This is a genomic window from bacterium, from assembly GCA_036504735.1.
Classification (GTDB): domain Bacteria; phylum Electryoneota; class RPQS01; order RPQS01; family RPQS01; genus DASXUQ01.
In genome coordinates, this window is record DASXUQ010000005.1 from 657,539 (window position 1) to 683,706 (window position 26,168).

The 26,168-nt window shown below is 58.2% G+C and carries 21 protein-coding genes; all 21 read right to left on the minus strand.

Annotation, left to right across the window (positions count from 1 at the left end; genetic code table 11):
- Positions 1–126 precede the first annotated feature (126 nt).
- The 21 genes from VGL38_04560 to pilO all read right to left on the minus strand — a co-directional run bounded on the left by VGL38_04560 (position 127) and on the right by pilO (position 26,153).
- Entirely contained in the window at positions 127–1,014 is an 888-nt protein-coding gene (locus tag VGL38_04560; protein HEY3294683.1) for a substrate-binding domain-containing protein, read from the minus strand.
- A complete protein-coding gene (locus tag VGL38_04565) occupies positions 1,011–1,250 on the minus strand; it encodes a hypothetical protein (GenBank protein HEY3294684.1) in 240 nt (79 codons plus the stop codon). Before VGL38_04565 ends, VGL38_04560 begins: the two co-directional genes overlap by 4 nt.
- A gap of 33 nt (positions 1,251–1,283) precedes the next feature.
- A complete protein-coding gene (locus tag VGL38_04570) occupies positions 1,284–2,030 on the minus strand; it encodes a TonB family protein (GenBank protein HEY3294685.1) in 747 nt (248 codons plus the stop codon).
- Between the two features lie 215 nt (positions 2,031–2,245).
- Positions 2,246–2,998 carry a TonB family protein gene (locus tag VGL38_04575; GenBank protein ID HEY3294686.1) on the minus strand — a complete coding sequence of 251 codons (753 nt, stop codon included), beginning with the start codon at positions 2,996–2,998 and terminating at the stop codon, positions 2,246–2,248.
- A 68-nt stretch (positions 2,999–3,066) separates the two neighbouring features.
- Positions 3,067–3,666 (minus strand): biopolymer transporter ExbD, encoded by a 600-nt coding sequence (locus VGL38_04580; protein ID HEY3294687.1) that lies wholly within the window; start codon positions 3,664–3,666, stop codon positions 3,067–3,069.
- Between the two features lie 18 nt (positions 3,667–3,684).
- On the minus strand, positions 3,685–4,251 hold the full coding sequence (locus VGL38_04585) for a biopolymer transporter ExbD (protein ID HEY3294688.1): 567 nt from the start codon (positions 4,249–4,251) through the stop codon (positions 3,685–3,687).
- Positions 4,252–4,302: 51 nt separating this feature from the next.
- On the minus strand, positions 4,303–5,064 hold the full coding sequence (locus VGL38_04590; GenBank protein ID HEY3294689.1) for a MotA/TolQ/ExbB proton channel family protein: 762 nt from the start codon (positions 5,062–5,064) through the stop codon (positions 4,303–4,305).
- 69 nt (positions 5,065–5,133) lie between these two features.
- Positions 5,134–6,819 carry a tetratricopeptide repeat protein gene (locus VGL38_04595; protein ID HEY3294690.1) on the minus strand — a complete coding sequence of 562 codons (1,686 nt, stop codon included), beginning with the start codon at positions 6,817–6,819 and terminating at the stop codon, positions 5,134–5,136.
- 236 nt (positions 6,820–7,055) lie between these two features.
- A complete protein-coding gene (locus VGL38_04600; protein ID HEY3294691.1) occupies positions 7,056–8,663 on the minus strand; it encodes a S41 family peptidase in 1,608 nt (535 codons plus the stop codon).
- Entirely contained in the window at positions 8,663–9,994 is a 1,332-nt protein-coding gene (locus VGL38_04605) for a putative sugar nucleotidyl transferase (protein ID HEY3294692.1), read from the minus strand. Before VGL38_04605 ends, VGL38_04600 begins: the two co-directional genes overlap by 1 nt.
- Positions 9,981–11,096 (minus strand): DNA-processing protein DprA, encoded by a 1,116-nt coding sequence (gene dprA / locus VGL38_04610; GenBank protein HEY3294693.1) that lies wholly within the window; start codon positions 11,094–11,096, stop codon positions 9,981–9,983. Before dprA ends, VGL38_04605 begins: the two co-directional genes overlap by 14 nt.
- Positions 11,096–12,124 carry a GTPase ObgE gene (obgE, locus tag VGL38_04615; protein HEY3294694.1) on the minus strand — a complete coding sequence of 343 codons (1,029 nt, stop codon included), beginning with the start codon at positions 12,122–12,124 and terminating at the stop codon, positions 11,096–11,098. The genes dprA and obgE overlap by 1 nt, the downstream gene beginning before the upstream one ends.
- A 255-nt stretch (positions 12,125–12,379) precedes the next feature.
- A complete protein-coding gene (locus tag VGL38_04620; protein HEY3294695.1) occupies positions 12,380–14,443 on the minus strand; it encodes a T9SS type A sorting domain-containing protein in 2,064 nt (687 codons plus the stop codon).
- A 125-nt stretch (positions 14,444–14,568) separates the two neighbouring features.
- On the minus strand, positions 14,569–15,624 hold the full coding sequence (locus VGL38_04625; GenBank protein HEY3294696.1) for a prepilin peptidase: 1,056 nt from the start codon (positions 15,622–15,624) through the stop codon (positions 14,569–14,571).
- A 155-nt stretch (positions 15,625–15,779) separates the two neighbouring features.
- On the minus strand, positions 15,780–17,033 hold the full coding sequence (locus VGL38_04630; GenBank protein HEY3294697.1) for a type II secretion system F family protein: 1,254 nt from the start codon (positions 17,031–17,033) through the stop codon (positions 15,780–15,782).
- A 70-nt stretch (positions 17,034–17,103) separates the two neighbouring features.
- Complete coding sequence (locus VGL38_04635; GenBank protein ID HEY3294698.1) at positions 17,104–18,807, minus strand: ATPase, T2SS/T4P/T4SS family; 1,704 nt, start codon at positions 18,805–18,807, stop codon at positions 17,104–17,106.
- 173 nt (positions 18,808–18,980) lie between these two features.
- Positions 18,981–21,713 carry a hypothetical protein gene (locus tag VGL38_04640; GenBank protein HEY3294699.1) on the minus strand — a complete coding sequence of 911 codons (2,733 nt, stop codon included), beginning with the start codon at positions 21,711–21,713 and terminating at the stop codon, positions 18,981–18,983.
- Between the two features lie 121 nt (positions 21,714–21,834).
- Complete coding sequence (locus VGL38_04645; protein ID HEY3294700.1) at positions 21,835–23,505, minus strand: SLBB domain-containing protein; 1,671 nt, start codon at positions 23,503–23,505, stop codon at positions 21,835–21,837.
- A 6-nt stretch (positions 23,506–23,511) separates the two neighbouring features.
- Positions 23,512–24,900 carry a secretin and TonB N-terminal domain-containing protein gene (locus VGL38_04650; GenBank protein ID HEY3294701.1) on the minus strand — a complete coding sequence of 463 codons (1,389 nt, stop codon included), beginning with the start codon at positions 24,898–24,900 and terminating at the stop codon, positions 23,512–23,514.
- Between the two features lie 136 nt (positions 24,901–25,036).
- Positions 25,037–25,588, minus strand: coding sequence for a hypothetical protein (locus VGL38_04655; protein ID HEY3294702.1), 552 nt, complete (start codon positions 25,586–25,588; stop codon positions 25,037–25,039).
- A 10-nt stretch (positions 25,589–25,598) separates the two neighbouring features.
- Positions 25,599–26,153, minus strand: a complete 555-nt coding sequence (pilO, locus tag VGL38_04660) for a type 4a pilus biogenesis protein PilO (protein HEY3294703.1) — start codon at positions 26,151–26,153, stop codon at positions 25,599–25,601.
- Between the last annotated feature and the right edge of the window lie 15 nt (positions 26,154–26,168).

Here is a 26,168-nt window from a genome sequence, read left to right on the forward strand (position 1 = left end):
GTAAGATACTGTTTTTACTGAATAGCAGAGAAGGAAGGATGAAATGGGGCAAATAAGCCGGGCTCGGACGACGAAAGACCGGGCAAAGTTCGCCCAACAAGGCAGAAATTGAAGGAAAAGAGGCCGTTATTGCGCCGGTTGTTTGACAAAACGTACAGGAATCGCCGCTGGACGGTACTTCAGTTCACCACCTATCCGGCGCTGGCCGATATTGCCCATGATATAAGTCAAATAGCCCGCCGCCACGTCCTCCTTCTGGTGGGTTGTGATGTAGGTAATATCCAGCCGGAAGGGGTAACTCAGTGTGTCGAGAATCGTCTTGTAGTTAGGGGATATGTCCTCGTCCTGCCTGTGGAAATCGAGGGCCTTGTGCGTCCTCAGGGAGTCTATGGGCTTGGAATAGGCCAGCAACGCGCCTGGATCGCTTCGTGCCGTATCCAGCATCGTAGCCGCCGTGGAACAGGGAATGGCTGTGATCGAATCCAACTTGCCATAGTAGTTCAACAGGCTCACCCAAGCGCCTTCGCCCGGCGACGGCACATAGAGGTGCAGACGCTGGTCCGGGCCTCCCAGATCCTTCCAGTTGCGAATGGAACCCGTCAGCACGCCGCGCAGCGCCGCACTGTCAATCACGGCTACGGGGTTCGACTTCGGGACCAGCAGAAAGACCGGATGGTAGGCGACCTTGTACGTGTAGAGCTTCAGATTCGCCTGGCTGAAGGCGGCGGACTCGGCGGGCATCAGACCGCGGTCTAAAAGGATCTGGTCCGTACGCTCGTTCAGCAGCGAGTCCACGCTCATGATGCCCGGATAGGGTTTGAGATCGACAAAGGCATTGTTGTACGTGGTCTCAAAGGCGTTGGCCAGATAGCGGGCAAAATCGAACACGGCATCCGACACAAACACCACTCCGTGGCCTTCCGTCATTCCGGGCACCGTCTTCTTCGGCCCGCAGCCAACAGCAAACAGCAGCGCAAGCGCGCCGGCCAGCAGTGAGAAACGCAGAATCTTCATCGGTTCTCCCAAGGAAATTTACGTGGGCCGCCGAATCGCCGGCGATCGTCCGGCGGGCCGCGCCGCTGGCTGCGCGACGAGACAAAGCGCAGTACACCCAGCAGAATAGCCACCAGACCGAACATGAAGCGGAGCGAACTCCCCGCCGGCAATGTCGGGATCAGGACGCCTGTTAAAATGGCAATGCCGATTGCAATCATAGCAATCGGCAATACCCACTGAGAGAATACTTGCATAGGAATGGATCAGGATTCGGGCCTGACCTTACGCTACTTCTTCACGTTGAACTTGAACGGCACAGTCACCCAAACGCCGATCGCGTTGCCGCCCTGAATGGCGGGCGTGAACTTCCACTTGGTAATGACCTTTGCCACCTCTTCTTCAAAGCCGAATCCCGCGGGATTCACCTGAACGAACTGCCACTTCTGGATGTTACCGCGCTTGTCCACGTAAGCTTGCACAATGACTCTGCCGCTCATGCCGCTTATCTGGGCCAGATCGGGATACTCCGGCTGTGGGTTGCTGCTCAGGGCCAGCGGATCGACCTCAACAGGCCGGTACTCTTTCGGATCCGGAATCACTTCCGTGTCGGTCGGCGGCTCGCGATACACCACCTGACCGGTGCCTTCACCGGGCTCCGGAAGCGGTGTTCCGCCAAGAACCCGTTTGATCGTGGTCTGATCCGGAACCTGTGGCGCATCCCGGTCAACTTGGTCTATCGGAACAGGAACAGGCAGAACATATCTGGCCATATCCGGTTTCGGCAGAGCAATCCTGACCACAGAGGGCGGATCGGCTTCGTACGGAATGATCCTGGTCGGTTCAGTGACCACAATCGGCGGCAGCGGAATAGCCGCCTCATGCAGGAACAACCTGGCGATAATGAAGGGAGAAGCAATGACGGTGCTGTGGATCAGAAAGCTGACAAGCAGGCCCTTCAACAAATTCGGTCCAACCTGTCTCTTCAGTTCAAAGGAGCCGTATCGGCCCTTTTCCAACTGCTCGAAGAAGTCCATGGGAACCTCCAAAGGTGTTGCATCATGCGCCCGTAATATGTCCCAAAGATAGCGTCAGTCTGACCGGATTTAATGCCCGTTCACCTCCCGCGATATGGGTTGCGCAGAACCTTTAAGTTATCCCTACTGCACCTGTCCTACTTCTTTTACTCTTCAAACCTCCGATTAGTTGCCCGTCCTGCTCATACCGAAGCCGGCCCGTCGCCGATTCGCAGCTACTTCTTATACTTGAAGTTAAAGGGAACGGCCACCCACACGCCCACAGGATTACCCTGCTGAATCGCCGGGGTGAACTTCCATTTATCGATCACCTTCTGCACTTCATCTTCAAATCCGAGGCCCTTCGGGTCGACCTTGACGATCTTCCACTTCTTCACCTCGCCGTGCTTGTCTACATAGACCTGCACGATGACCTTGCCCGTCACGCCGGCGGTTTTCGCCAGTTCGGGAAACTCCGGCTGCGGGCTGGAAGCCGGCAGCGGCTGGGGCGGGACTTCAAACGGCGTAAACGTTCCCATGTCCGGGATCGCTTCGCTCGCGCCGACGTCCGAGATTTCAATCTTCTCGCCCGGCTTGATGTCCAAGCCGGAGTCGGCTGACTGAGTGAACGCCTGCTTCATTTCAGATTGCGTCATCGGCAGAGCCTGCTCGACGGGCACTTCCTCTTCAGGCACGGCAACCGGCATGGCCGCCTTGGGCGGCGCCAGCTTAGGCATCGCAATCCGGACCTGCTCGGCGGTATTTTCCTCGCTATGAAGCTTGGTGAGCTGCGAAATGTCCACCACACGCGTGGGCGGAGGCGGAATCTCTTCTTCGCCCCGGAGTGCCGCGATGATGTACGGGGTGGAAATCACCACCACGTGAATAATCACGCTGATGATCAAACCCCGCATCAGGTTCGGCCCGACCATCCGCTTCAGCTCGAAAGACCCGTAGCGGCCCTGTTCTAATTGTTCAAAGAAATCCACGCAAACCTCGAGAGGTTGCTAATTGTTAACGGTTCACTTGTCACTACGCTCGGGCTGGGGAGAACCCCTTAGTCCGAGCTTTCCGCCGCTTGCGGCGGTTCAGGAAGCCCCTTCGGTCCGGCCGTGGTGAAACCCGCGGCCCGCATCAGGGAATCGTCCATCGTGTTGTACTTGTCAATCGAAAAACGGTTGACCGAGTCCACGTTGAACTGATCCACCAGATTAACCAGGGACTCATAGGAAGCCTTGCGGTCAATCTTTGCCAGCACGGTCAGATTGGGCTTGCGCACCGAATCCTGCACCGTAAAACCGGCGATTTCCCGGCGTTTTACCAGCGTGTCACCCAGCAAGGCCCATGACAGTGGCTTCGGAGAATCATTGCCCACCCGGTATGCCAGCGAGTCCTTTTCGCCCAGCCGCATCACATAGACCGTGAGCAAATTCTTCTCGGCGATCTTCTGAATGGTCTTGGTCTGTTCCTTGGTATCCGGCAGAGCCATTTCCATGGTTTGCGGAAGCCGGAACACGGTGGTCACCATGAAGAAGATCAGCAGGAGGAAGGCGATATCCACCATCGGCGTCATGTCAATACGAATATTGACGCGGGGCCGTTTCCAGCTTGGTCCGCCCGCCGCTTTTTTGGATCCGCCTAAATCAACTGCACCCATATGTAGTTACTACTCGGGTTAACGATGAGCGAATTGATCGTTCCGCGACCCGCTGAGGTCCGCCGTCGGCTGCTTGGTGGCATCCTTCGGCACGTCGCCCTTCAGGTCCGTTACGAAATTGACAATGTTCAGGTCGTTCTTCTGAAGAGTCTCCAGAACGCTCTCGACCGTGCCGTAATCCACCACCTTGTCCGCCTTGATCACCACGCGGCTGACCAGTCGTTTGATCAGCAGCCGCTTGATGACCGTCGGCAGGGAATCGGTGACGAACGGTTTGCCCGAGATCTTTCCCGTTTGGGGATTCTGCTGGGACAGGCCGTTATCATAGTCCAGCGCGGCGTTCTCAAGAGTCATCAGAATCTTTTCCGTGCTCTCCCCTTCCTGCTTCTTCGGGATCGTAATCACGATCACGCCGGTTTCCGGAAGCTTGCGGACCGAGTGCGATGCAGGGAGTTGCACGGGCACTTCCTCGGGCTTCTTGAATACCGTAGTCGACATGAAGAAAATGAGGAGCAGGAAGGCGATGTCCACCATCGGCGTCATGTCGATGCTGATGGGAATACGTCGCTTTTTCGGTGCTGCCATATTTCAATCCTTCGGTTAAGTCCCAACCTCCATAGAGGACGGAGACCGGACTTAGGCCGCTTCTTTCTCTTTCAGAATTTCCACCATCAAGTAGGCGGCTTCGTCGATCTGGTAGTTGAACTGGTCAACCTTGTTGACGAAGAAGTTGTACGCCACGATGCCGATAATCGCCGTGAACAGACCGAACGCCGTGTTTACCAGAGCTTCGGAAATACCGACGGCGAGCTGCGTCGCATCCGGCGCGCCCTGACGGCCCATGGCGGCAAACGCGCGAATCATACCGACGGTCGTTCCCAGAAGACCGACCATGGTAGCAATAGACGCAATCGTCGACAGCGCGATCAGGTTTCTCTCCAGGAACGGCACTTCGAGCAGACGGGCTTCGTTGATCGCACGCTGGGTCTCGGCCAGGCGCTTGTCCGTCGTCATGGTCTTGTCATTGGCGGTGCGAACATACTGCTCGGCGCCGGCCTTCAAGACGGCCGCAGCACTGCCGCGCTGCTTGTCGCACAGTTCCGCCGCCTGCTGGTACTTGCCCTCGCGCACGGACTTCGTGAAGTTGGAGAAGAACGTCGGCAGCGGAGCAGAGCCCTTTGCCTTGTACAGGGTAATGATCCGCTCAAACACGAACGTGATCAGCATAAGCAGCACGGTCATAAGGAACGGTACGAGAATTCCACCCAAGTGAATCTGATGAAGAAGCGGTGTTTTCTCCTGGCCCTGGTCCATGCCGGGCAGCCCGAGAAAGAAGAAGCCGAACGCAATAGCCGCCGCTGCGACCATGGTGATGACTGTGAAGATGCCCTGTTTCATTCCTTGTCCTTTTCCCGATGAATCTATGTCCGAGATTGTCGTATTGTAGTAGTAGGCAGGTCCGCGAACTTACTGGCCGGCCCCTTTCAACTGATTCAGTTTGTCACACGCATCCTTGTTGCCCAAAGCGCACGCGCGCGTCCAGGCTTCCTTGGCCTTCTCGAGATCGCCCTTGGTCGGCTTCTTGGTCGAGAAATAGTAGGCCTGGCCCAGCGAGTCCCACAGATCTCCGTCCTTCGGACAGGATCGTACCGCCGCTTGCAGCGTGGGGATCGCCCCCGCAAAATTCTGCCGCTGCATATCGAGCCCCGCGAGTTGGCCGTAACCGTCGCACCAGCCCGGATTGTACGCCAGCATCTGCTTCAACGCGTCCTTCGCCTGAGCGGCTTTGCCGCTTTCCATGAGGGCATAGCTGTAAACGCCGCCGTAACGCTCGATGAAGCGGTCCTGCGGCTTCTTGGTCGAATCGGCCGCCGACTTCGTCTGTGTCCAGTCCTGCTTGCCATAGACAGGCTGCAGTACCTCGGCCAGCCCCGCGTAATCTTTCTTCTTCTGCAGCGAGTTGATCAACCGCGCGAATTCGCCCTCATCATCCGGCGTCTGCACGAGCTGCAGCTTCGAATAGGCAATCGTCGAATCCAGATTCCCTTCCTTGAAGAAGGCGCGGGCAATCTGACCGTACACCCCGGCCTGCGTCGTATCGTACTTCAGAGCCTCATGGGCAAACGTGATCGACGAGTCATACAAGGCGCGCGCATTCCCCGAAGAATCCACGAGACCGCGCTGGTAGTAAATGCGGGCTTCGGTGAAAATGGCCTCGCCCAAAGACTTCTTCGCGTCCGGATTGTCAGGCCGCAGTTCGAGGGCCTTGCGCAACGCGGCTTCCGCCTTGGGATAAGAATTCACCTTCTCCGCCCGCGAGTACTCGAGATAGCTTTTACCCAGCAGCAGCCAGGAAAGGAAATGGTCAGGCCGCTTCTGCACCGCACCTTCGAACTGCTGCGAGGCATCGCCAAACCGGTTTGCCGCATAGTACAGGCGGCCAATCAGATAGTCAACAGACTTGTTCTTGGGATCCTTTTGCTGGACCGTTTTGAACAGGTTAAGAGCTTCGTCGTATTTTTTCTTGTCCAACAGAACCAGGCCATACTCGTAGGCGACGCTGACGTTGCCCGGAGACAGTTTCCACGCGTCCGCGTAGTACTTCTCGGCCAGATCCGTGACCTTCTTGTCGGCGTAGATCCGCGCCAGAATCTGCGGATAGAGCGGATTCTTCGGATCTTTCACCGTCGCGCTGGTGAGAATCTGCGTGGCCTTGGCCATATCGCCCTGCTTGGCGAAAATCAGACCGCGCGCCACCTTGATCTCTTCGTATTTGCCCTTGCTGTCACGCTCTTCAGCGGCAGCCACCACTCGTTCGGCAGCGGCCTGGTCATTCTTCTTGAGATAGTAAGACGTCAGGTCCAGCACGGCAGCGGGAGTACGGGGTTCGATCTTTACCGCCTGTTCAAGGGCCGCTATGGCGGAGGCGGTGTCGCCCATCGCCATCTGTCCCTGACCCAGCAGCGTCCACGCCTCTTCGTTGCCCGGATCTTCCTTCGTGGCCTGACCGGCAAACTGAACGACCTGCTCCCAATCGCTATGGCTCGCAGCGTCCTTCGCCTTGTTCACGGCATCACTCTTCGCCCAGGCAGCCGTTGCGGACAACCACAAGGAACAGGTCACAATCAGCAGGATGAATGTTCGTCTCGACATAATGGTCACGTGGTGTTGCTTCGATAATGGAATGGGAAAAGCGGCATTGCCGACATGAACCATGTGGAGGTTCAGAATATGGAAATATAGAAAATACCTCTCAAAAGAGCAAGCAGAATTCGTGATTTCTTTCTCAATCACAATAGGCTTAACGCAGGATAAATAGATCATCCCGCGTTAAGCCCTGCCAATCTTTCGATGTATTTTGTTGTTTTTTCGGAGGCGTAAGGAAGGGGTCAGTTTTTGCCCATATCCTTCAGCATTCCTGCCCCGAGCTGGCTGGCACGATCAAAGAGGGCAATGCCGGTCTTAACCTGAGGATCGTCGCCCAGCCTGACCAGGTAGTAGAAGTTGCGGTCGTTGAAGAGGATGCTGGCCAGTTCCGCCTTAATGTTGGATTTGGCGAAGCTCAGATCCTGCGTCCATTCTTCTTCCTTGATCTCCACCTTGCGCTCCTTGGCAAGGGCTTTCAGCCCGCCCAGCATCGCATCGGTCACTTCAAAGTTTTTCAGGAAGGCGTCCGGATTCTTCTTCAACTCCGGGTGCTTGGACGCATAGTCGTTAGCAAATTCGAAATAAAGCCGCTGGCTGAGCAGACGCTGCGATGTCAACGTTCCCTTGGGAGGATGCACGGTGCTGTCGGGTGTGATGCCGCCGCCGCCGTACACCGTCCGTCCGCCGTCCGTGTGGAAGATCTCTTTCGGCGTCGTATCATTGGCCGCAACCGTGCTGTCTTCATCACCTGCAGCTTCCATCAAATACTCGCCGATGCCTTTGTCATAAGGCCGCTGAATCAGTCTGCCGGACGGCGTGTAATAACGCGCCGTGGTAATCCGAACAGCCGAGCCATCGGGCAGCGGATACGGAGTCTGAACCAGCCCCTTGCCGAAGCTGACTTCGCCGACGATCAGACCGCGATCATGATCCTGAATCGCGCCGGAAACGATCTCCGATGCGGAAGCGCTGCCGTGATTAATCAGCACCACCAGCGGGAAACCATCCTTCGTGCCACGTCCCGTCGAGCGGAATTCCTGATTCGACCGCGGCGTGCGGCCCTTGGTGAACACGAGCATCATGCCCGGCTTGGGCATAAACAGGTCCGCGACTTTCCACGCCTGATCAAGATAACCGCCGGGATTGCCGCGCAGATCGAGCACCAGGCGCTTCATGCCCTGACCCTTCAGGCTGTCAATCGCGCTCTGCACTTCATGATCGGTGGTCGCCGTAAACTGATTGATGCGCATGTATCCCGTCTCTTTGTCCGGCATCAGGAAGGATGCTTCGACCGAGTAGATCGGAATCTTGTTACGCGTAATGGTAAAGTCCAGCGGCTCGGTGAGTCCGGGACGGGCAATGGTCACATCAACCGTGGTTCCGGATGGACCGCGCAGCTTTTCGAAAACTTGATCGTTGGTAATACCGTAAGCGGAGACATTGTTGATCTTCACAATGCGGTCGCCCGCGCGGATCCCCAGCCGGTCGGCGGGAGTTCCCGGAATCGGCGAGATCACGGTAATCCACTTGTTCTGAATCGAGAACTGAATACCCACACCTTCGAACTCGCCCTTGAAGCGCTCGGCGATCTTCTTCTGCTCATCGGCGGCAATGTACACCGAATGCGGATCCAACTCTTCGAGCATTCCGCGGATCGCACCTTCCAGCATCTTGGATACATTGGGCTGTTCCACGTAATTGTCGCGCACCGTGTGCAAGACGTAATTAAGTTTGTCAAGTTGCATCCGGACGTCATCGGCCTCGGCCCACAGCGCCGGTCCCCACAGGAGCAACCCTCCTACGGTCAGCACTACAAAAGCCGTCCCGAGAACTAAGCGAGTTTTCTTCACTACTTTATCTCCCTGTTGGCAATATCCGCGTAATGTCGCCGCAGCAACTCTTCTTCACGCTCCGAAAGCTCCTGTCCGCGGCGCGGCATGGCGATCTGCGCTGCGGCCAGTGTGCGCTCCAGTGATCCGATCTTCAACCCTTCTGCTCCACCCCACATAAAACTATCGATAAACCGCGGCGGGTATCCCGCCCCGTACACATTCGCTCCCACGCCCACCACCGTTCCCGTGTTGGTCATGGTATTGATCCCGGTCTTGGAATGATCGCCGCACATCAAGCCGATAAACTGCTCCCCCGTCGCCACGATTCCCTTTCCGACCTGCACCTTCACCTGAGAGTAATCGTTCTTCAGGTTGGATGTACGCGTATCTGCGCCAAGGTTCACCCACTGGCCCAGAATACTGTTTCCCAAAAACCCTTCATGCTGCTTGTTGACGAAGCCTTGCAGGATCGAAGCGGAGATCTCGCCGGCCACGCGGCAGTGCGGACCCAGCGAACACCCATGATAGAAGCGGGCTCCCGCCTTCACACGGCAGTTCGGCCCGATATAGAGCGGTCCTTCGAGATAGGTGTGCGGTTCCACGTCCGTATGCGCGCCGATCCACACCGGCCCGGCGTGGTTCCCGATGACAACTCCGGGAGCCAGCTTTACCCCAATACCGACATACGTCGGATGCCCGCCGTTGCGATCCGTAATCTGAACTCCCGGCGGCAGTTCGCGCAGCGTATGTGCGCCCAGAACTTCGCTGGTTGCACGATTTCCTACAATAAGCTGTCGTTCCAGGATTTCCTGATTGTGAATCATGAAGTCCCATACGTAACGCGCATAACGAACCGTCCAACCCTTGGGCACAGATTGGACGGACGATTCTTGAACGAGCGAAGCCGCTAAATCGTTTCCCTGTAAAGACAGCAACTTCTGCGCTTGCGCGCCGCGCCGCCGGGCCAGCAGGATCCGGCCATCAGAATCCACAAGGGTGTCAGGAAATTCCTCGCCATTCGCCTCATTCTGCCAGATGCCGATCACGCGCCCGTTGATAAACAGCGTGTCCATCTCCAGATCCACCGGATCGTCATCCCGCCCGGCCAATTGCACTGCCATGCGCTGCAGCTCGTGGCGGGGCCGCATCAGCACCGAGAGTCCGGCCAGTTTCAGGCTGAACAGCCATTGCCGCAAGCAGCCCGCGCCGCAGCGAATTTCCCACGACGGACGCAGGACCGACAGCGGAAACAGTTCCTCGGCGGTGCGGTCATCTTCGAACAACACCACATTGCAATCGGAGAGCCAGGATTCCGGCAGCAGCCGGAGCGCGGTATCATGCTCGGACAAAGTACTTCCCCGGAAGTTGTTTGACGGCGCCCTTCAGTTCCAAGAGCAGCAGTTGGCCAAGGGTTTCCCCGACGGGAAGACCCAGGCGCTCGGCGATAAGATCGATGTGCTGTGCTTCAGACGCATCCAGCAGCTTGATGACATTGGCTTCGGGACCATCCAGCACCAGCTCCGGCTGCCGGGATTTATCCGGCTGGCCGTCAGCGGTCTTCACCTCGAGCAACTGCAAAATATCATCCACTCGCTCAATCAGCGCCGCGCCGTTCTTGATCAGTTCGTGGCAGCCCGCCGACTTGGGATTAGTCACCGCGCCCGGCACGGCGGCCACTTCGCGGTTGTAATCCAGCGCCAGCAGCGCGGTGATCAGCGCGCCCGACTTCTCCCCCGCTTCGATCACCAGTGTCACCTGTGAGAGTCCCGAAATAATGCGATTTCGCTGCGGAAAATGAAACCGGTCCGGCGTCGTCCCCAGAGGATACTCGGAGAGCAGCGCGCCGCCCGCGGCGATAATGCGATTGCTCAGGGTTTCATGAAACGGCGGATAGATGTGGTCCACGCCGCAGCCGAAGACCGCTTCGGTCATGAGGCCCGCTTCCAGTGACGCTTCATGCGCGAAGCCGTCAATGCCCGATGCAAGCCCGGAGACGATATGCACTCCGCTGCCGCCCAATCCCACCACCAGGTCGTGCGTCATGCGTTTGCCGTACACCGTTGCGCCGCGCGTGCCGACGATGGCCAGCCGGCGAGCTTCGGTCGGCAAATTGCCCCGGATAAACAACACCGCCGGAGCGTCATGCTCAATCTGGCGGAGCAGCGGCGGATAGGCGTCATCCCAGAAGGTGCGCACCTCCACCCCGCTCTCGACGGCCTTCTCATACTGCCGCTTGCCCACATCCCCATCCGCGCGCACCGCTTTGAGTTTGGAGATCGCCGCCGCCGCCATGCGCGGCACAGCGCTCAGTCGGGCTTCCGGGGCATCGAACACGGCGCAGGCCGATTCGAACTGGTTGACCAGCCGTACGGCCGTTCCGGATCCGATGCCGTCCACGGAGAGCAAATTGAGCAACGCAATTTTCTCGGAGACCGGGACGGGTTCTGCCATTAGTCCTCGTCAGAAGATTCTTGAACAGGAATTTTGTTCGGCGGGGTGCGGAAGATCTCCGGAGCCGGAGCGTTCTGCAGCAATTCCCAGATCTTCTCCACCAGCTTCTCTAAACCTTCACCCTTCGCCGAAGAAATCTTGAGCTTCCACGGCCCCTTCGGCGCAGGCTCATCACCTAACAGATCACACTTGGACAGCACGACCAGGCTGGGCCGCTTGATCAGGTCAGGATTCCATCGCTTGAGTTCCGCTTTGAGCACTTTGAGGTCTTCCTTCGGATGCTCACTGCCGGCGTCCACGAGGTACACCAGCACGCGTGTGCGCTCGATATGGCGCAGGAATTCAAAGCCCAGTCCCCGCCCTTCCGATGCGCCTTCAATTAACCCGGGAATATCCGCAATCACAAACGTGGAATATTCCGAAGGACGGACCAGACCGAGATTGGGATGCAGCGTAGTAAACGGATACGGGGCGATTTTCGGACGGGCAGCGGTGAGCACTGAGAGCAGCGTGGACTTCCCAGCGTTAGGAAGTCCTACAAGGCCGACGTCGGCCATCAGCTTGAGTTCGAGCAGCAGAGTGCGCTCTTCGCCTTCCTGCCCGGGTGTCGCATGACGCGGTGCGCGAATGGTCGGAGTCGCGAATTCCGCGTTTCCCCTGCCGCCGCGTCCACCCTTCGCAATCACGGCCCGCTGCCCCGGTTCGATCAGATCCACGACCAGCGTTGTGCCATCGTAGACGCGCGTACCCAGCGGCACCTTCACCAGCAGATCCTCGCCCGAGTGCCCGAACTTGCGCGCACCTTCGCCATGATTGCCGCGTTCGGCCATATAACGCGTACGATAATGGAAGTCCAGCAACGTCTGCAACTGCGGATCCGCTTCAAGAATCACGGAGCCGCCGTGGCCGCCGTTGCCACCGTCAGGTCCCCCGCGAGGAACATAAGCTTCACGCCGGAAAGATACGCAGCCGTTGCCGCCGTTCCCGGCCTTTACATAGATTTTTGCACGATCAACAAATGAAGGCAATGGTAACTCGAAACTAAAAATTAGAAATCAGAAACCAGAAATAGGAAACACTGATGGAGCATGACACCGGCATCGGCAGTATGCGCTCCTCATTTTTCATTTTTGGTTTTTACATTTTTGATTTTGCTTAGACCCAAAGGGCCAGGTGCCCTTACAAACACCTGGCCCTTGGGGCAAGCACAGATACGTAGTCGCGTTTAGCAGGAGATGAAGTCCGTCCGCCCTATGACAGGCTTGCGGATAACGCAGGGTGCGTTACTTCATCACCACCATCTTCAGCGACTGAGCCTTGCCGGCGACTTCGATACGGTAGATGTACACACCGCTGGCCAGACCGGAAGCATCAAAGGCTGCCGTCTGAGCGCCGGCGCTCATCCACTTGTTGTTGAACAGCGTGGCCACTTCTTCGCCCAGCACGTTGAAGACCTTCAAGGTCACGCGCGCGTCGCGGGTCAGGTCAAACTGAATGTTCGTCGTCGGGTTGAAGGGATTCGGGTAGTTCTGGTAGAGCTTGTACGACGTCGGACGCAAAATGTCGTGCGGATTCGCGGCGCCAGGCGCAGCCGGGCAAGCGGCGATAGCTTCGGGATCCGTCAGCGGATGCACGCGGCCGGGCATACCGGTCGAGTCGACGTGCAGCAGCGGGAACGCCCAATCGGTCAGCGGAAGCGCCGGGATCGAATCGATAGGAATACGCTGGTACTTCACGGGGTTCAGCGTCGCGGTACCTTCGGTCTGCGGAATGCTGCCGGCATCGAGGTCGAGCACATATTCCATGTTGATGTAGCCGACGTTGTCCTGATAGGAGACGTAGTCGGAAATCGTGATGTCACGTTCGCTCTGGCACTGGCCTGCGGGGGTCGGAACCGGGGGACGCGTGTTGGTGACGTCCTTGGCCACGCTCCACGTACGGCCGCAATTGCGGGACATGGAAATGTAGGCTTCGCTCTGCGGGAAGCCGCCTTCGGAGATGCCGTCGACATAGTCATAGATCCACAGCGAGCAGTAGAGATAGCCCGTTGTGCGGTCGAGACACAGGCTGGGGCGCTGAACGACGCGCTGCCATGCACCGGCGGCGGGAGTCGGCAGGGTCCAGTCGGTGGAGTCGAACCGGCCATGATAGATCGGCGTGAACTCGGTGTTCGCCTCGTCCCAGTGCCATACATCCGAGAACCACGGCTGAATCGTGCCTTCCAGCGAGAAGTAGGGGCTGGTCGTGAACGCGACGTGGAGGTTGTCGGAATTGTCGAAGATCGCGCTGCAATCCGTGTACACGCGGAACGTGTCACGATCGCACACCGCTGTATCCTGCGACGCGCAGTCCATATCCGCGGCGATGAAGTTCGTGATGTTGATGCGGGGACCCCAGTTGAGGCCGCCGTCTTCGGAAATCTGAGCGTAGAGATCGTTGTTGTACTGTGTCGCGGAATCGAGCGGCCAGTCGCGGCTCTTGGACCACAGATACGCCACACGGTGGGAATTCGGGGAAGCCACCACCAACTGAGCGATCACCTTCACAGTGTCCATGATCTGGAAACCGTTGCAGGCCAACTGGTCCCACTCAATCTGCACACCGTAACCCTGATCGTCCCACGTGGCATGACCACGCGAGTAGGCGACGGGCTGGGGAATACCGGACGTGTTGGCAGCGTCGCTCCAGCAGGTCGCCATATGGACCGTGCTGTCAAACGGGCTGATCGCCATCTTCGGCCAAAGATACTGGCCGTTGTGATCCGCCGAGCCCCAACCGGTCAGGCAATACGCGGGATTGTTGCTCGTGAACGCGCCGACACGGGCGTTGAAGTCCATCGCCGCCGTGGAATGGATGTAGCTGTTCATGATCTGATGGTAACCCGGGAAGGCAAAACCGCCGGGCAGCACTGCCACGTCGGTGTAGCCCGCACGGGTCGTGTTGACCATGACGCCCGTGGGCTGGCCATTGGTCACGAAAGTCATCGAATCGCCCGTCGGATCCCACACCTGATAGTTGATCTGGCGCGGTCCGGACAATACGTTGGTGGTACCGTTCATCCATACGAGATGCACAAAACCGTCAGCATCGGCGCCAACCATCTTGCCGGCCGTGCCGTTGTGCTGGAAATCATACCAGGTCGTTCCACAATTGTAAACGCGGCCCGTGGGGTCATCCAAGCTCACAGGATTACCGTGCTGCGGAGGTGTGACAGGCACATAGGCTGGATCGCTTGAACCGCCGGACATCGGCAGATTCCGCATCGGTACCTTGTCATTTACTCCGGCGAATGCGCTTACGGCAAACAGCACGACTGCCGCAAGGAAAATACAGTATAATCTCCGCATGTGAATCGCTCCTTTAGCATTATGACCTTGAAGGGGAGAGCCGCAAGGCCTTTTATAGGGTGTTCCGAGGTGGTTGAAACCTGATAACGGATAACTTAAGACTCGCGTGCTTAAAAGTCAAGTTTTTATCCGGTAAGAAATGCGATATACCATCCTATGATGCTGTCGCCGATCAGTAGACAAACCAGCGCAGACACCGCCAGCAATGGTCCAAATTGTATTTTTAAGTCACGTATATTTATACGCATAACAACAAAGAGCAGGGCCAGAAAGGTGCCGAGAAACGAGGCCATGAAGGTCATCAGCAGCACCAGCTTCCAACCGAGGAAGACTCCCGCCATCATACCAAAGACTATATCGCCGCCTCCCATTGACCCTGCATCCTTCAATTCCTCTCCGATTTCCTCACTGGCTTTTCCGAAGGCTACAGAATCGTGCGCCGAAGTGCTCTTGCGGGGGCGAAACGCCCAACGGTACAGCAACGCCACCACTACGAAGGGAAGCGCACCATACAGCACGTAAGACCACCCTGAAGTCACGGAATTGAGGCGAACAAGGAAGGAGCCGGCCACGGCGGCGATCATGATGCCAAGCGTGACGGCATAGGGTAGGGCAAGGCTTCGGGAATCCGGTTCATCCGCCGCCGCATCGTCGATCTCGTCGGCTGGATACTGCTGCCGCCTGCGGCGAAACAGGACATTGCCCAACCCACCGATTCCGGCCAGAACGGCCCCTCCTACAACCAGTCCAAGCAAACTGTCTGCCAACGGCCTGAGGTGAAAGAAGATGGCCCCCGTAAGACCAATGATCGCAAGCGGAACAGTGATCGCAAAGGGTAAGAGCCACGATTCCAAGTCTATGATAACCAAGGCCAACAGTGCAATAAAGAGCAGGCAATACGCAAAACTTGCGTAGCTCAGTCCAAAGAGCCGCACCGCGACGATGGCCAACTCCCCGCCCGCGATCTCGATCAACGGATATCGCACCGAAATCGGCGACCGGCAGGTCCGGCAATGGCCCCGCAGAAAAAGCCAGCTTAGAACCGGGACATTTTCCAGCGCGCCAATCTCCCGGTTGCAGCCCGGACAATGTGAAGGCGGCTGGACGATGGATTCACCGCGCGGAAGGCGGTAGATCAGGACGTTGGCAAAACTGCCCAGGGCCAGGCCCAGAATCGTCACAGGGGTATACACCAGCCACCAGGGCAGCGGTCCCCAGGGGGAGTCAACCATTACGGTCTCCTGCCGTTCATGGAAAGGCTAATAGAAAGTCGCCGTGACCGGATTGCACCGGCCACGGCGGCTTGACATCTCACCGGACTTCCGGCACCCGGCTCTTACGCGCCCGACTGGACCGCGCGACCAAGCATAAACACCGGCAGGTAAATCGAGATCAGAATGATGCCGATCACCGCGCCGATCATGATAATCATGAGCGGCTCGATCAACGCCGTCAGACGGCCAATGGTGGCGTCCACCTGCTTGGCATAGAACTCGGATACCTTTTCGAGCAGGCGGTTGATTTCACCGGTCTCTTCACCGGTGGCAATGAGCTGCACAACGATCGGCGGAATCGCGCCCGTCTTGCGCAGAGCAACCGAAATCGCGAAGCCGTCCTTAATCATGTTGGAGGCCTGCCGCAGACCGTTGGCGATCACGCGGTTTTCCACCACGCGCACGGCGTGGCTGAGGGCTTCCAGCACCGGCACACCCGAACCGATCAGAATACCGAAGGTGCGCGAGAACTTGTCCATGATCGCGCTCATCATCAGGCCGCCGAAAATCGGGAAGCGCAGTTTGATCGTATCCCAGGCCAGTCCGCCGCGGCGGGTTTTGGTCAGCACCCACAGGCCGGCAACCGCAGCCATGATCACCAGGAACGCGAGGAACGCGTTGTGGACGATGATCTGCGAAATATTCATCATGACGCGCGTTGCGAACGGGAGCTTCGCTCCGAACTTGTCATACACATCCTTGAACATCGGCACGACCACCACCATCAGGAAGGTGACCACGCCCGTCAGGAAGATCACGGAGAATACGGGATAGCTAAGGGCCGAAATCACCTTGCGGTGAGTGTCGGACACCGTCTCGAGGTAATCGGAAAGCCGCCCGAGAATCACGTGCAGGTTTCCGGAAACCTCGCCGGCATGCACCAGCGCCACATACAGGTTCGAGAACACGCCGGGGTGCTTGGCCAGGCACTCGGACAGGGCATAGCCCTTCTTCAAGTCCGTCGATACCTGCACCAGCACCTTCTTGAAGCGGTAGTTGCGTTCTTCGGACAACAGGTTGGTGATGGACTTCTCGATGGTCAGACCGGCAGAGAACATGGTCGAAAGCTGCCGCGTGAAGAAAACCAGCGTGCGCAGGGGCACCCGCGTGCGGAAGCGGTAAATGGCGAGACCGACCTGTTCGCCGACGCTCATTTCGTCGGAGGCGAGGCCGCCGCGGATCTCATGAACAGACACGATCGAAGCCGCGCCGCGTTTGCGGAGTGCATCGACCGCCGCTTCGTAACTCGAAGCTCGGATATTGTCTTCGTGCCGCGCGCCGTCGGCATCCTTGATCACATAGGCGTAATTCGGCATACTGGTTTACCGGTGGTTGAGCGATGGACTCCTGTGCATGGGCGATACTGAAATGGCTGCGGACGCCGTCTCAGTACTCCTGAACGGTCACACGAAGCAACTCGTGCGCGGTCGTGACTCCCCTGAAGATTTTGCGGAAGGCCGCGTCACGCAGCGGACGCATGCCGTTGGCAATGGCTGCCTCGCGAATATCTTCCTGGTTGGCGTTGTCGAACACCAGACGGCGGATGTTCTGCTTCATCTCGAGCATCTCGAAAATGCCCGTTCGGCCATGGTAGCCGGTATTGCGGCAGTGGGCGCATCCGCGGCCCTTGTACAGCTTGCGGTTGTTCAAAAACTCGCGCGTGATTCCCAGCGCGGCCAGTTCGCTGTCATCCGGATCGTACGGCGTCTTGCAATGCTCGCAAATCTTACGGACAAGGCGCTGCGCCATCACGAGGTTCATACACGAACCGGCCAGGAACGGCGGCACGCCGATGTCCAGCAGACGGGTAATCGTCGCCGGGGCGTCGTTGGCATGCACCGTCGAAAACACAAGGTGGCCCGTCAGTGCGAACTTGACCGCGATATCGGCGGTTTCTTCATCTCGAATTTCACCGATCAGCAGCTTGTCCGGGTCCTGGCGCAGAATCGATCGCAGCGTGTGGGCGAAGGTCAATCCGATGCTGGCCTTGGTCTGCACCTGATTCACTCCCGGCATATGATATTCGACCGGGTCTTCCACCGTCGTGATGTTGTCTTCTTCGCTCTTGATCTCCTGCAGCGACGCGAACAGCGTCGTGCTCTTGCCGGAACCGGTCGGGCCGGAGATGATGATCATGCCGTACGGCTGGCGGATCCAGCGGCGGAACACCATCAACTCCTCTTCGTCCATACCCAGCGTGGTCAGACTGTGCGCGAATCCCGACTTGTCGAGGAGACGCATCACAATCTTCTCGCCGGCGACCGTGGGCAGCACGGACACACGAACGTCAAAATCTTTATCCGCCGTCTTGATCGTGAAGCGGCCGTCCTGCGGCAGGCGCTTTTCGGCAATGTTGAGCTTCGACAGAATCTTGACGCGCGAAACGATACCGGCATGGGACTGCTTCGGCGGCTTCATCACTTCGGTCAGTACGCCGTCGACGCGGAAGCGGATCACCAGGCCTTCATCGAAAATTTCAATGTGAATATCGGTGGCGCGCTCCTTGATCGCGTCGGCGATCATCAGGTTGACGAGCTTGACCACCGGCGCATCTTCGATGCCGACGGTCCGCGTCATGTCCACCATGCCTTCTTCGTCTTCATCCGACTGCGCGAAGAATTGCAGGTCACCCAGGGCTTCGCCGACTTCCTCGCTCTTGCGGATCTTCGAATAGAGGTTCTCGATGGCCGCCATGATCGCCGTGGGAGCGGCAAGCCGCACGTCCACGTCGCGCCGCGCCAGTTTCTGAAGCTGGTCAACCACCACGATGTCATCGGGGTCGGCCATACCCACCACCAGCGTGCGCTCGGCCAGGCCAATCGGGATCACGAGGTTTTCGCGGGCGAAGACTTCGGGGACCAGTTCGAGCACGTCCTTGTCGGCTTCGAGAATATTGTCCGCCGAAAGGAAGGGGATCTGCCACTGCATCGCCAGACTGGAATAGACCTTTTCCTCGGTGCAGTGGCCCAGGGATACGAGGGTCTCCCCGAATTTCTTCCTGGAGTCCTTCTGCCGCGCAAGCGCGTCATTCAGTTGTTGCGTATTGATATGGCCAAGCCGGAGCAGAATTTCGCCAAGTTTTTCACGCATGACAGATAATACTCATTTCTCGTCCGCACGCGGACGGTTCACAATCGAGGGATTTCGTTCGGTGGGGTCCGCCTGCGGTCCGCCACATACCGCACGAAGGCCGGAGCCGAGAGATCATCTGGCTCCGGCCTTCGTGTCATTCATTCTGCGGCCAGGTATCTGGCCGGGGAGTCTTACTGAGGACGACCGCCGTTACCGCGACGGAAGTTAATCACGCGCGAGTCGGTCGCCGCCGAGAAGCCAACGACTTCAACCGTCACGTCGCCGGTGATTTCCGTGGACAGCGGATCCGGGAAGATCCAGTGAGCCGTGTCGACCAGGTACAGCGTCGCGGAACCAAAGCCGTACGGATCGTCAACCTGGTAGTCCGGATCGTAGCCGGTCGTGCGGCGCGACACGGGCAGACCCGTGTTGTTGTCCACCGGGTAGAGGCGGCCACGCGTCGTTCCGAAGCGAATCACAGACCCATTGATCAACACGCCGTGCCCGTCTTGAAGCGTGGCAATACAGCGGATGTGGCAGGGCAGGCCGTTCGGGTACTGGGCGTCAAACTGCACCGAAGAAGGCTCCACACCCAACTGAATGGCAGGCGCCTGAATCGGAAGCTGATAGGTGATCGTCGCAGTAACAGGCTCCGTGCTGTCCGTACCCGCGGTGCGGGCCGTGATGTCTACAAGCTGGTTCGTCGCGGCAGAAATGTACCGCAGAATCGTCTCGGCTACACCTGCATGATGAGCGCCGTTGCCGGTGACCACTGTGTCCGACAAAATCGTCGCCGTATCAGGCAGCACACTGAAGAACACCGCCACACCGTCACGCACAGGGTTGTTGAACTCGTCGGAAACCAGCGCCTGCACGCTCACGTCCCACGATGCGCCGGCATCTACACCAACGCTGTTCGGCTGGATCAGGATGTGCCGCGGCGGACCCGAAACGATGCTGATGTTGGAAACCGTCGCCTGTGCGAGGTGAATCGAATCGGTATACACGCTGGCGCGGATCGAAACCGGGCCGGGGGTGCGGCCCGCATTGAACGTGGCTAATGCAATGCCGCCGGAGGTCATCGCGGAATCCAGACGCGGATTCTGCGCGTTGTTGATATTGCAAAGGACATCCGGAGCATCCAGAATCTGGAAATAGACCCACAGTCCGTCCGGGGAGGGGTTGCCGCCGGCGTCGTGCACGCGCGCCTGAAGTTGCGTCCACTCCATACCACCGGTTCCCTGAACCTGCGGGCTGGGATTGCTAACGTCAAGCTGGATCGTCGCCGCACCGCCCGGGTTCACCGTGCAGAGCACCGAATCTACAGCCAGGCCGGCGCCGATGGTCGCCTTAATAATTGCGGGACCTGCCGTGGTACCGCTATTGAACATACTGGTTGCCATGCCGTTGATTGTCTGCGTCAGCGACGGGGACATGGTACCCAAGTTTGTCTCAAACAACACGCTCTGGCCATTGCCCACATGGTTGCCCAGAGAGTCCGTTACGATGACCGAGATCGGATTGCTTTGCCCCACACCCACGGGATTCGAATACGCCAAAATGTGTACGTAGCGCGCCGGGCCCGCATCAACAGTGATGCTAATCGAGTCCGACCGCGCAGCGCCCACGGTGGCAACCATATGAACGGGAGCACCGTTCGGGCTCACAACGGAGCAGAACTTCCAGGGGATCGCCTGAGTAGTGCCGTTATTGATCAGGAAGGAATCCGACGACAGGTACGGATTGCAATCCGCGAGGATGTGTGCATAGCGGCCGTTCACCGGCGAGTTATCATCATACGATGCCTGAACCGTCAGAAGTGCCGAGTCAATCCCTGCGACACCTTCGTACTTGTTGCTCCGCAAAGTGACGGTCCCTACACTTGAAGCCTCGCCAACCCAGATACGGACCGTATCCGACAGGCCCCAGCGATAGTAACTGGCGGTCACGACAGCGGAATCGCTCGGCGACGATGAGGGAATGTCATCCGCAGTGAAGTACGCATGAGCAACGCCATGTGAGTCCGTAACTGCGTAGGCATTCACGCTTCCGAGGTTTGGCGCGGCGAAAAAGATCGTGTCGCCGAAACGCGCCACCGAATGCTGATCCTTAAGCGTCGCCCTGATCGCGGCTTGGGTAATACCCATATCCGCGTGAATGACGTTCTTGTCAGACGCCATGGTCAACGTGCCCAGAACGGGCGGAAGCAGATGCACAAAAATCGAATCCTTCGTAGACTGATTCGCCACCTGTACCGACAGGACACACCAGCCTTCGCCCTGATTGTTCGAATACCACATGGTGCAGGCCCGGCCCGACGCATCCGTCGGGGGTAGCGAAGCCATACGCCCGCAGCTCGTGCGAAGCTGAAGCGAATATCCTGCAATACCGATACCCGAAGTGTCCACCAGGGTTACACAGACAGAAACGGAATCTTCTTGCGGAGGTGCCACCTGCACCTGGCTCTTCGACAGCGAAATGTGCGGCTGGCCGATCAGCACACTCGACGGCTGGATCCAAATCGTATAATTGGCCTCCGCGCTGCCGATGTTCGCATGAACGATATTGTAGCCTTGTCCGACCTGACGGTTCGTGCGGAAGATGAAGTCCACACGGCCGACCGTGTTGGTCGTATCGTTGAGGTGCTCGATGACACCTACATTGGGCTGAACCAGCGACAGGTTCACCTTCACGCCCGTCACCGTCAGACCCGTGCTTGCATCCTTCACCAGCACGTAGCCCTGAGCCGATGCGGAATCACCTGGAAGGAACCTCAAGGTGTCCGTCGGGGTCAGCATTACGATCTGCAGCAGATAACTTCCACCAACGGTGGCAGTGCTGCGCTTGTCCGTGGAGCATCCCAGCCCGAGCACTAACAGGATCATGAGCGGTAGTGTCAGTGCAGCCCACGTAATCTTCTTCATGATTGCCTCCATCATGCGCCCTCCTTAAAGAGTTGAAACCCTGTAGACCGATCGGAAGCTTCCCGAAACCATTTGTTCTGAAAACCCTCCGAGTGATCCCCAGCTTCCAAAGGGCGAGTCACTACTTCTTGAGATTCTGAACAATGAGTACGACTGTGGCCACCTGCGCGGTGACGCCCAATACGTCCTTGAACGTCTCCCATGTCGTTACCTGTTGCCGGTTGGGGATGAAGATCACGTCACCCGGATCGATAGACAGTGAAGACTCATACTGCAACTGTGAGCCGTTGCGGGCTTTTACCACGACAGCGCGGCTCTTCCAACCCACATGGTTGACACCGTCAGCCTGCGCCAGATAGTAATTCAAATTCTTTCCCGTCACCCACGGTACTTCGCCGGCACGGTTAACGGCTCCCAGCACCCGGACTCCCAGAGGATTCTTGGGCACTTCCAGCACGTCGCCGTCCTGAAGCTGCACCTTGGCGGGGTCACCGGCCTTGTCGCGGCCACTCAGATCGAGCACCACGCCGGTGTGACTCCACCGGGCAAATTCTACGGCCAGCGCTTTGTCGTTGTCGCCGTATCGCGGATTCATCATCATGCTGGCTTCGAGGACCCGGATCCGCTCGGAATTCACGGGATCCTCTCGTGGCGTGCGCATCAGCCGGGCCGAATTCGCCGCTGCCGATGGCAGCAGACCGCCCGCCTGATCCAGCACATCCCGCAGAGTTGTTTGCCCCACGATGATCGGATAACCGCCGGGATGGACAACTTCACCGCGCAAGGTCACCGATCCGGCGCGGCTGGTATCCGCAAAACCTGACACGTACACTCGACTGCCGGCGGACAGGGGCTGCGCCAGACTGGCACTCCGGGCTGTTCCGCGAACATCAAGCCGGGTACGGCTGCCGTTGCCTTCAATAACCACTACATTCGACGAATCCGCTTGCGAAGTCAGACCGCCGGCCAGTGCCAAGGCATCCTCGACGTCATCACCGTCCGCGCTTTCGAACAGGCCGCCGTTATTGACCGCCCCGAAAATACCGATCTGATCGCGGATGCCCTGCGCATACGGCACAAAGATGGTCAGGCCGTCCTGTAGACGCGGATTGGCCTTGAGCCGTCCGCCGCTCCGGAAGAGGAGCAGGTCCGCATGTCCGGCGTCGCCGCCGTCCGGCGTCCTCAGTTCCACGCGTCTCTGCGATCCGCTGACCGTGGTCGACGTATCGCTGCCGACAAAGGCCACCGACCGCTTCAAACCTCCTGCCAGGGCTATGGCATCCGCCACGCGAGCCGTCGCGGGCACCACATAGGTCCCGGGCATTTCCACCAGACCGGTCACATTCACCCGGAAGCGGCGCGGTTCGATCAGCGAGACCGTAACCTTGCCGACTCGGATAGACCGGATCACGGCCTGTTCAATGCGTTCTCGGGCTTCCCGGAGACTCACGCTGGCAACCGATACCATTCCGACGAAGGGAATGATTACGTCGCCTTCGGCGTTCACGGACACCGGATTCTCCGTGAAATTGGGCTGCCAGAACACCACATCGAGGCGGTCTCCCGGCCCGACGATGTAGTCGTCGGGATTGACTGGCCCTTCAAAGAACATCTCGCCTGTCGGGCCGACGGAACTGCGTCCGCCCAGCAGGCCTTCCAGGCCAGTCCGGCTCGAAGGGAGCATGGACTGGCTTGGAAAGGTCTGCGCGAATCCACTATGGTGTACAGAAGGCAGTACAAGCAGGCAGATCACGATCCCGTAGCAGAGTATGCTGCGGAAGTATGCCGTCACAGAGAACTATTTCCCTTCTGGCTTCGGCGATTGTGCCGAGGGCATGAACCGATCCTGGACTTCCTGCACGCGCGGAGGAAGACCGATAGCATAGCCGCCGCCCAAGATGTGCGGAGTCACCTGAATGATGAGGTCGGTCTTCCGGGTCAGGTCAGCCGAATGGCGGAATAAGGCTCCGACAAAGGGCAGATCGCCGAGGAACGGCACGCGGTGCACCGTCTTGGAAGATTCGACACCCAACAGGCCGCCGATCACAACCGTCTCGCCGTCTTTGATTCGAATGGTCGTTGTCGAGGTGCGACGTTTCACCCACGGAAGCTGAGTGTCCGAAGACTCGATGAATTGGAAAATGGACGACAGTTCGGGCGAGATGTCACAGGTGACGAAGCCGTCACTGTTGATCTTGGGACGCACCGTGAGCTTGATGCCCACCGTGGCCGCCTGAATCTGCACCTGACCGCCGACGCCGCCACTGCGGGCCACGTACGGAATTTCGTCCACAACCTGAATGTTGGCTTCCTTGTTGTTCAAGGTGGCCACGGCCGAGTTGGCCAGCACTTCCGCGCGGCCGCGCTTCAGCAACAGATCCAGCGCCACTTCGAAGGCGGTCACCTGCTTGCTGAAATAGCCGATGCGGCGGGCTTCCAACGGATAGAACGGCAACGTCGTCGGGGCGCGGCCCTTCTGCGCGGGGTCGATACCGGTGAGGTCGGCGGCGCCGGCGGCATTCAACTGATTGCCGTATGCGTCCACCGGCGATTCCATGATCACGGTCTGGAGCTGCGACAGGCGGTTCCAGTCAATGCCGAGATTGGTTTCGTCGTCCACACCTACTTCGATAATCCGGCATTCCAGCACGATCTGCAGCGCCGGACGGTCAACCTGCTCGACGACTTTCTGGACGTCGGAGAAGACCTTCGGGCTGGTAATCAGCAGCACCTTGTTGCCGGTGGTGTCAATCGAAATGTCCGCCGTGAAGTTCTTCAGGACCTTCGCCATCGTCGGCGCGTCCGTGTACTTCAGGTCGAGCACATAGGAGGTCAGACCAGCCTGCTCCTTGAGCTGCTTGGCGGGAGCCACGAGGAAAGACTTTCCGACGATCTCGTAGGACAAACCGGCGGCGCGAACCACGAGGTTCATGGCCTGCTCGATCGGCACGTCCTTGAGGTGGACGGAGACTCTTTCTTCCTTGTTGACTCCGGGACCGGTCACGATGTTGTAGCCGCTCTTCTCCGCAAGAATCGAGAGCACCGCGGGCAGGAATGCATCATCAGCGTCAATTGTGACGGAACGGGACAGCTGTTCGCCGTTGCCGTTCGTCTGTGCCACGGCGATACCCTGCCGCGCTGGGCTGGCCGCCGCCAGAATCAGAGCCAGCAGCGCGAGCCATATCATGGAGCATGCCGGCGTACGCAAGCCTCTGCGGGTGAGGCGCGAGGGGAATTGCTTTACAAGGCTCAACAGGAACTTACCTCTTCAGCAAAAGGTTGGAATGATGAAACGAAACTTAATGATGACGAAGAACCGGGGCTCAGTAATTTCGGCCGGACACTGATGTCTGCTTGGTGCTTTCGGAGAGTTCCTCATCGGGGGCCTTCTCCACCGCCAGCACGAGCTGAGCTCCGCCTTTGGACATGAACATCTGCGACGGCGATATCTTCGAGACCTTGAAGCCATTGAAGGTGTCGCCCTCGTGAAGATTGTAGCTCCTGCCCATGAATTTCACCACTCCCATGGACATCCCGTCCGGGGACGTGGCCGTGCAGGATAACCGCATGCGGCCCTGCTGATCAAGCGTCTCGCGCAAGCCGAGACTCTGAAGAAATGCCTTGGATTGAATCACCTTCGTCAAATCCAGCGGGTCCCCGTCGACATGCGTCTGGTAAGCCAGGCGGTCATCGAGGTTTTTCTCGAGCGTGCTCACCGTCTCCTTGAGCTGCTCGTCGGTTCCCAGCACGATCTTCTGCTGACGAAGTTTTTCCACTTGCTTGGACATGCGATAGTCGCTGTAGCCGATCCAGATCACGCACACGACCAGCAGGCTGATCACAATGCCCCATAACACATTAATGCGCTGTCCCATGCGATGATCCTTACTTATGCTTCAAAAGGGTGAGCGTCGACAGGGTAATGGACATCGGCCGCTTGTCGAGCTTGCCCGCCTTGGCCAGAGCCTGGACGCGCTTCACCGTGCTGTTCAGCTCGAGGCGGTCCACGGTCACCAGTCGGTTATTCTTTTCCACGTCGTTCAAGAAATCCACCAGCGACTTGTAGCTGGTTTCTACGTCCATCGTGTAAGGATTCTGGACGTAATCCGCGAAATTCTTCCTGGGACTCGGCTTGATCGTCACCAGGTTGATATTGTGCGCGCGCAGAATATCCGTGATCTGATTCATGAACGGGAGCGACGCGTCATCGGCGAGCGAGTCGCGAGCCGACTGCGCAAGGTTCCCTTCGATCAGCTTCGTCACGTGCTTGAGTTCGCCGGCAATGATCTGGGCCGCGATCAGCTTCTCGTTTTCCTGCTGAATCACCTTGTCCAGTTCTTTAATCTTGCCCGGCTTCGGCGTATAGACCAGCTTCTGGTAGTAGTAGAACCCCACCGCCGCAATCGCCAGTAACAGCAACCCTGCAAAAACTTTTCTCATTGAAGTAGGGTCTCC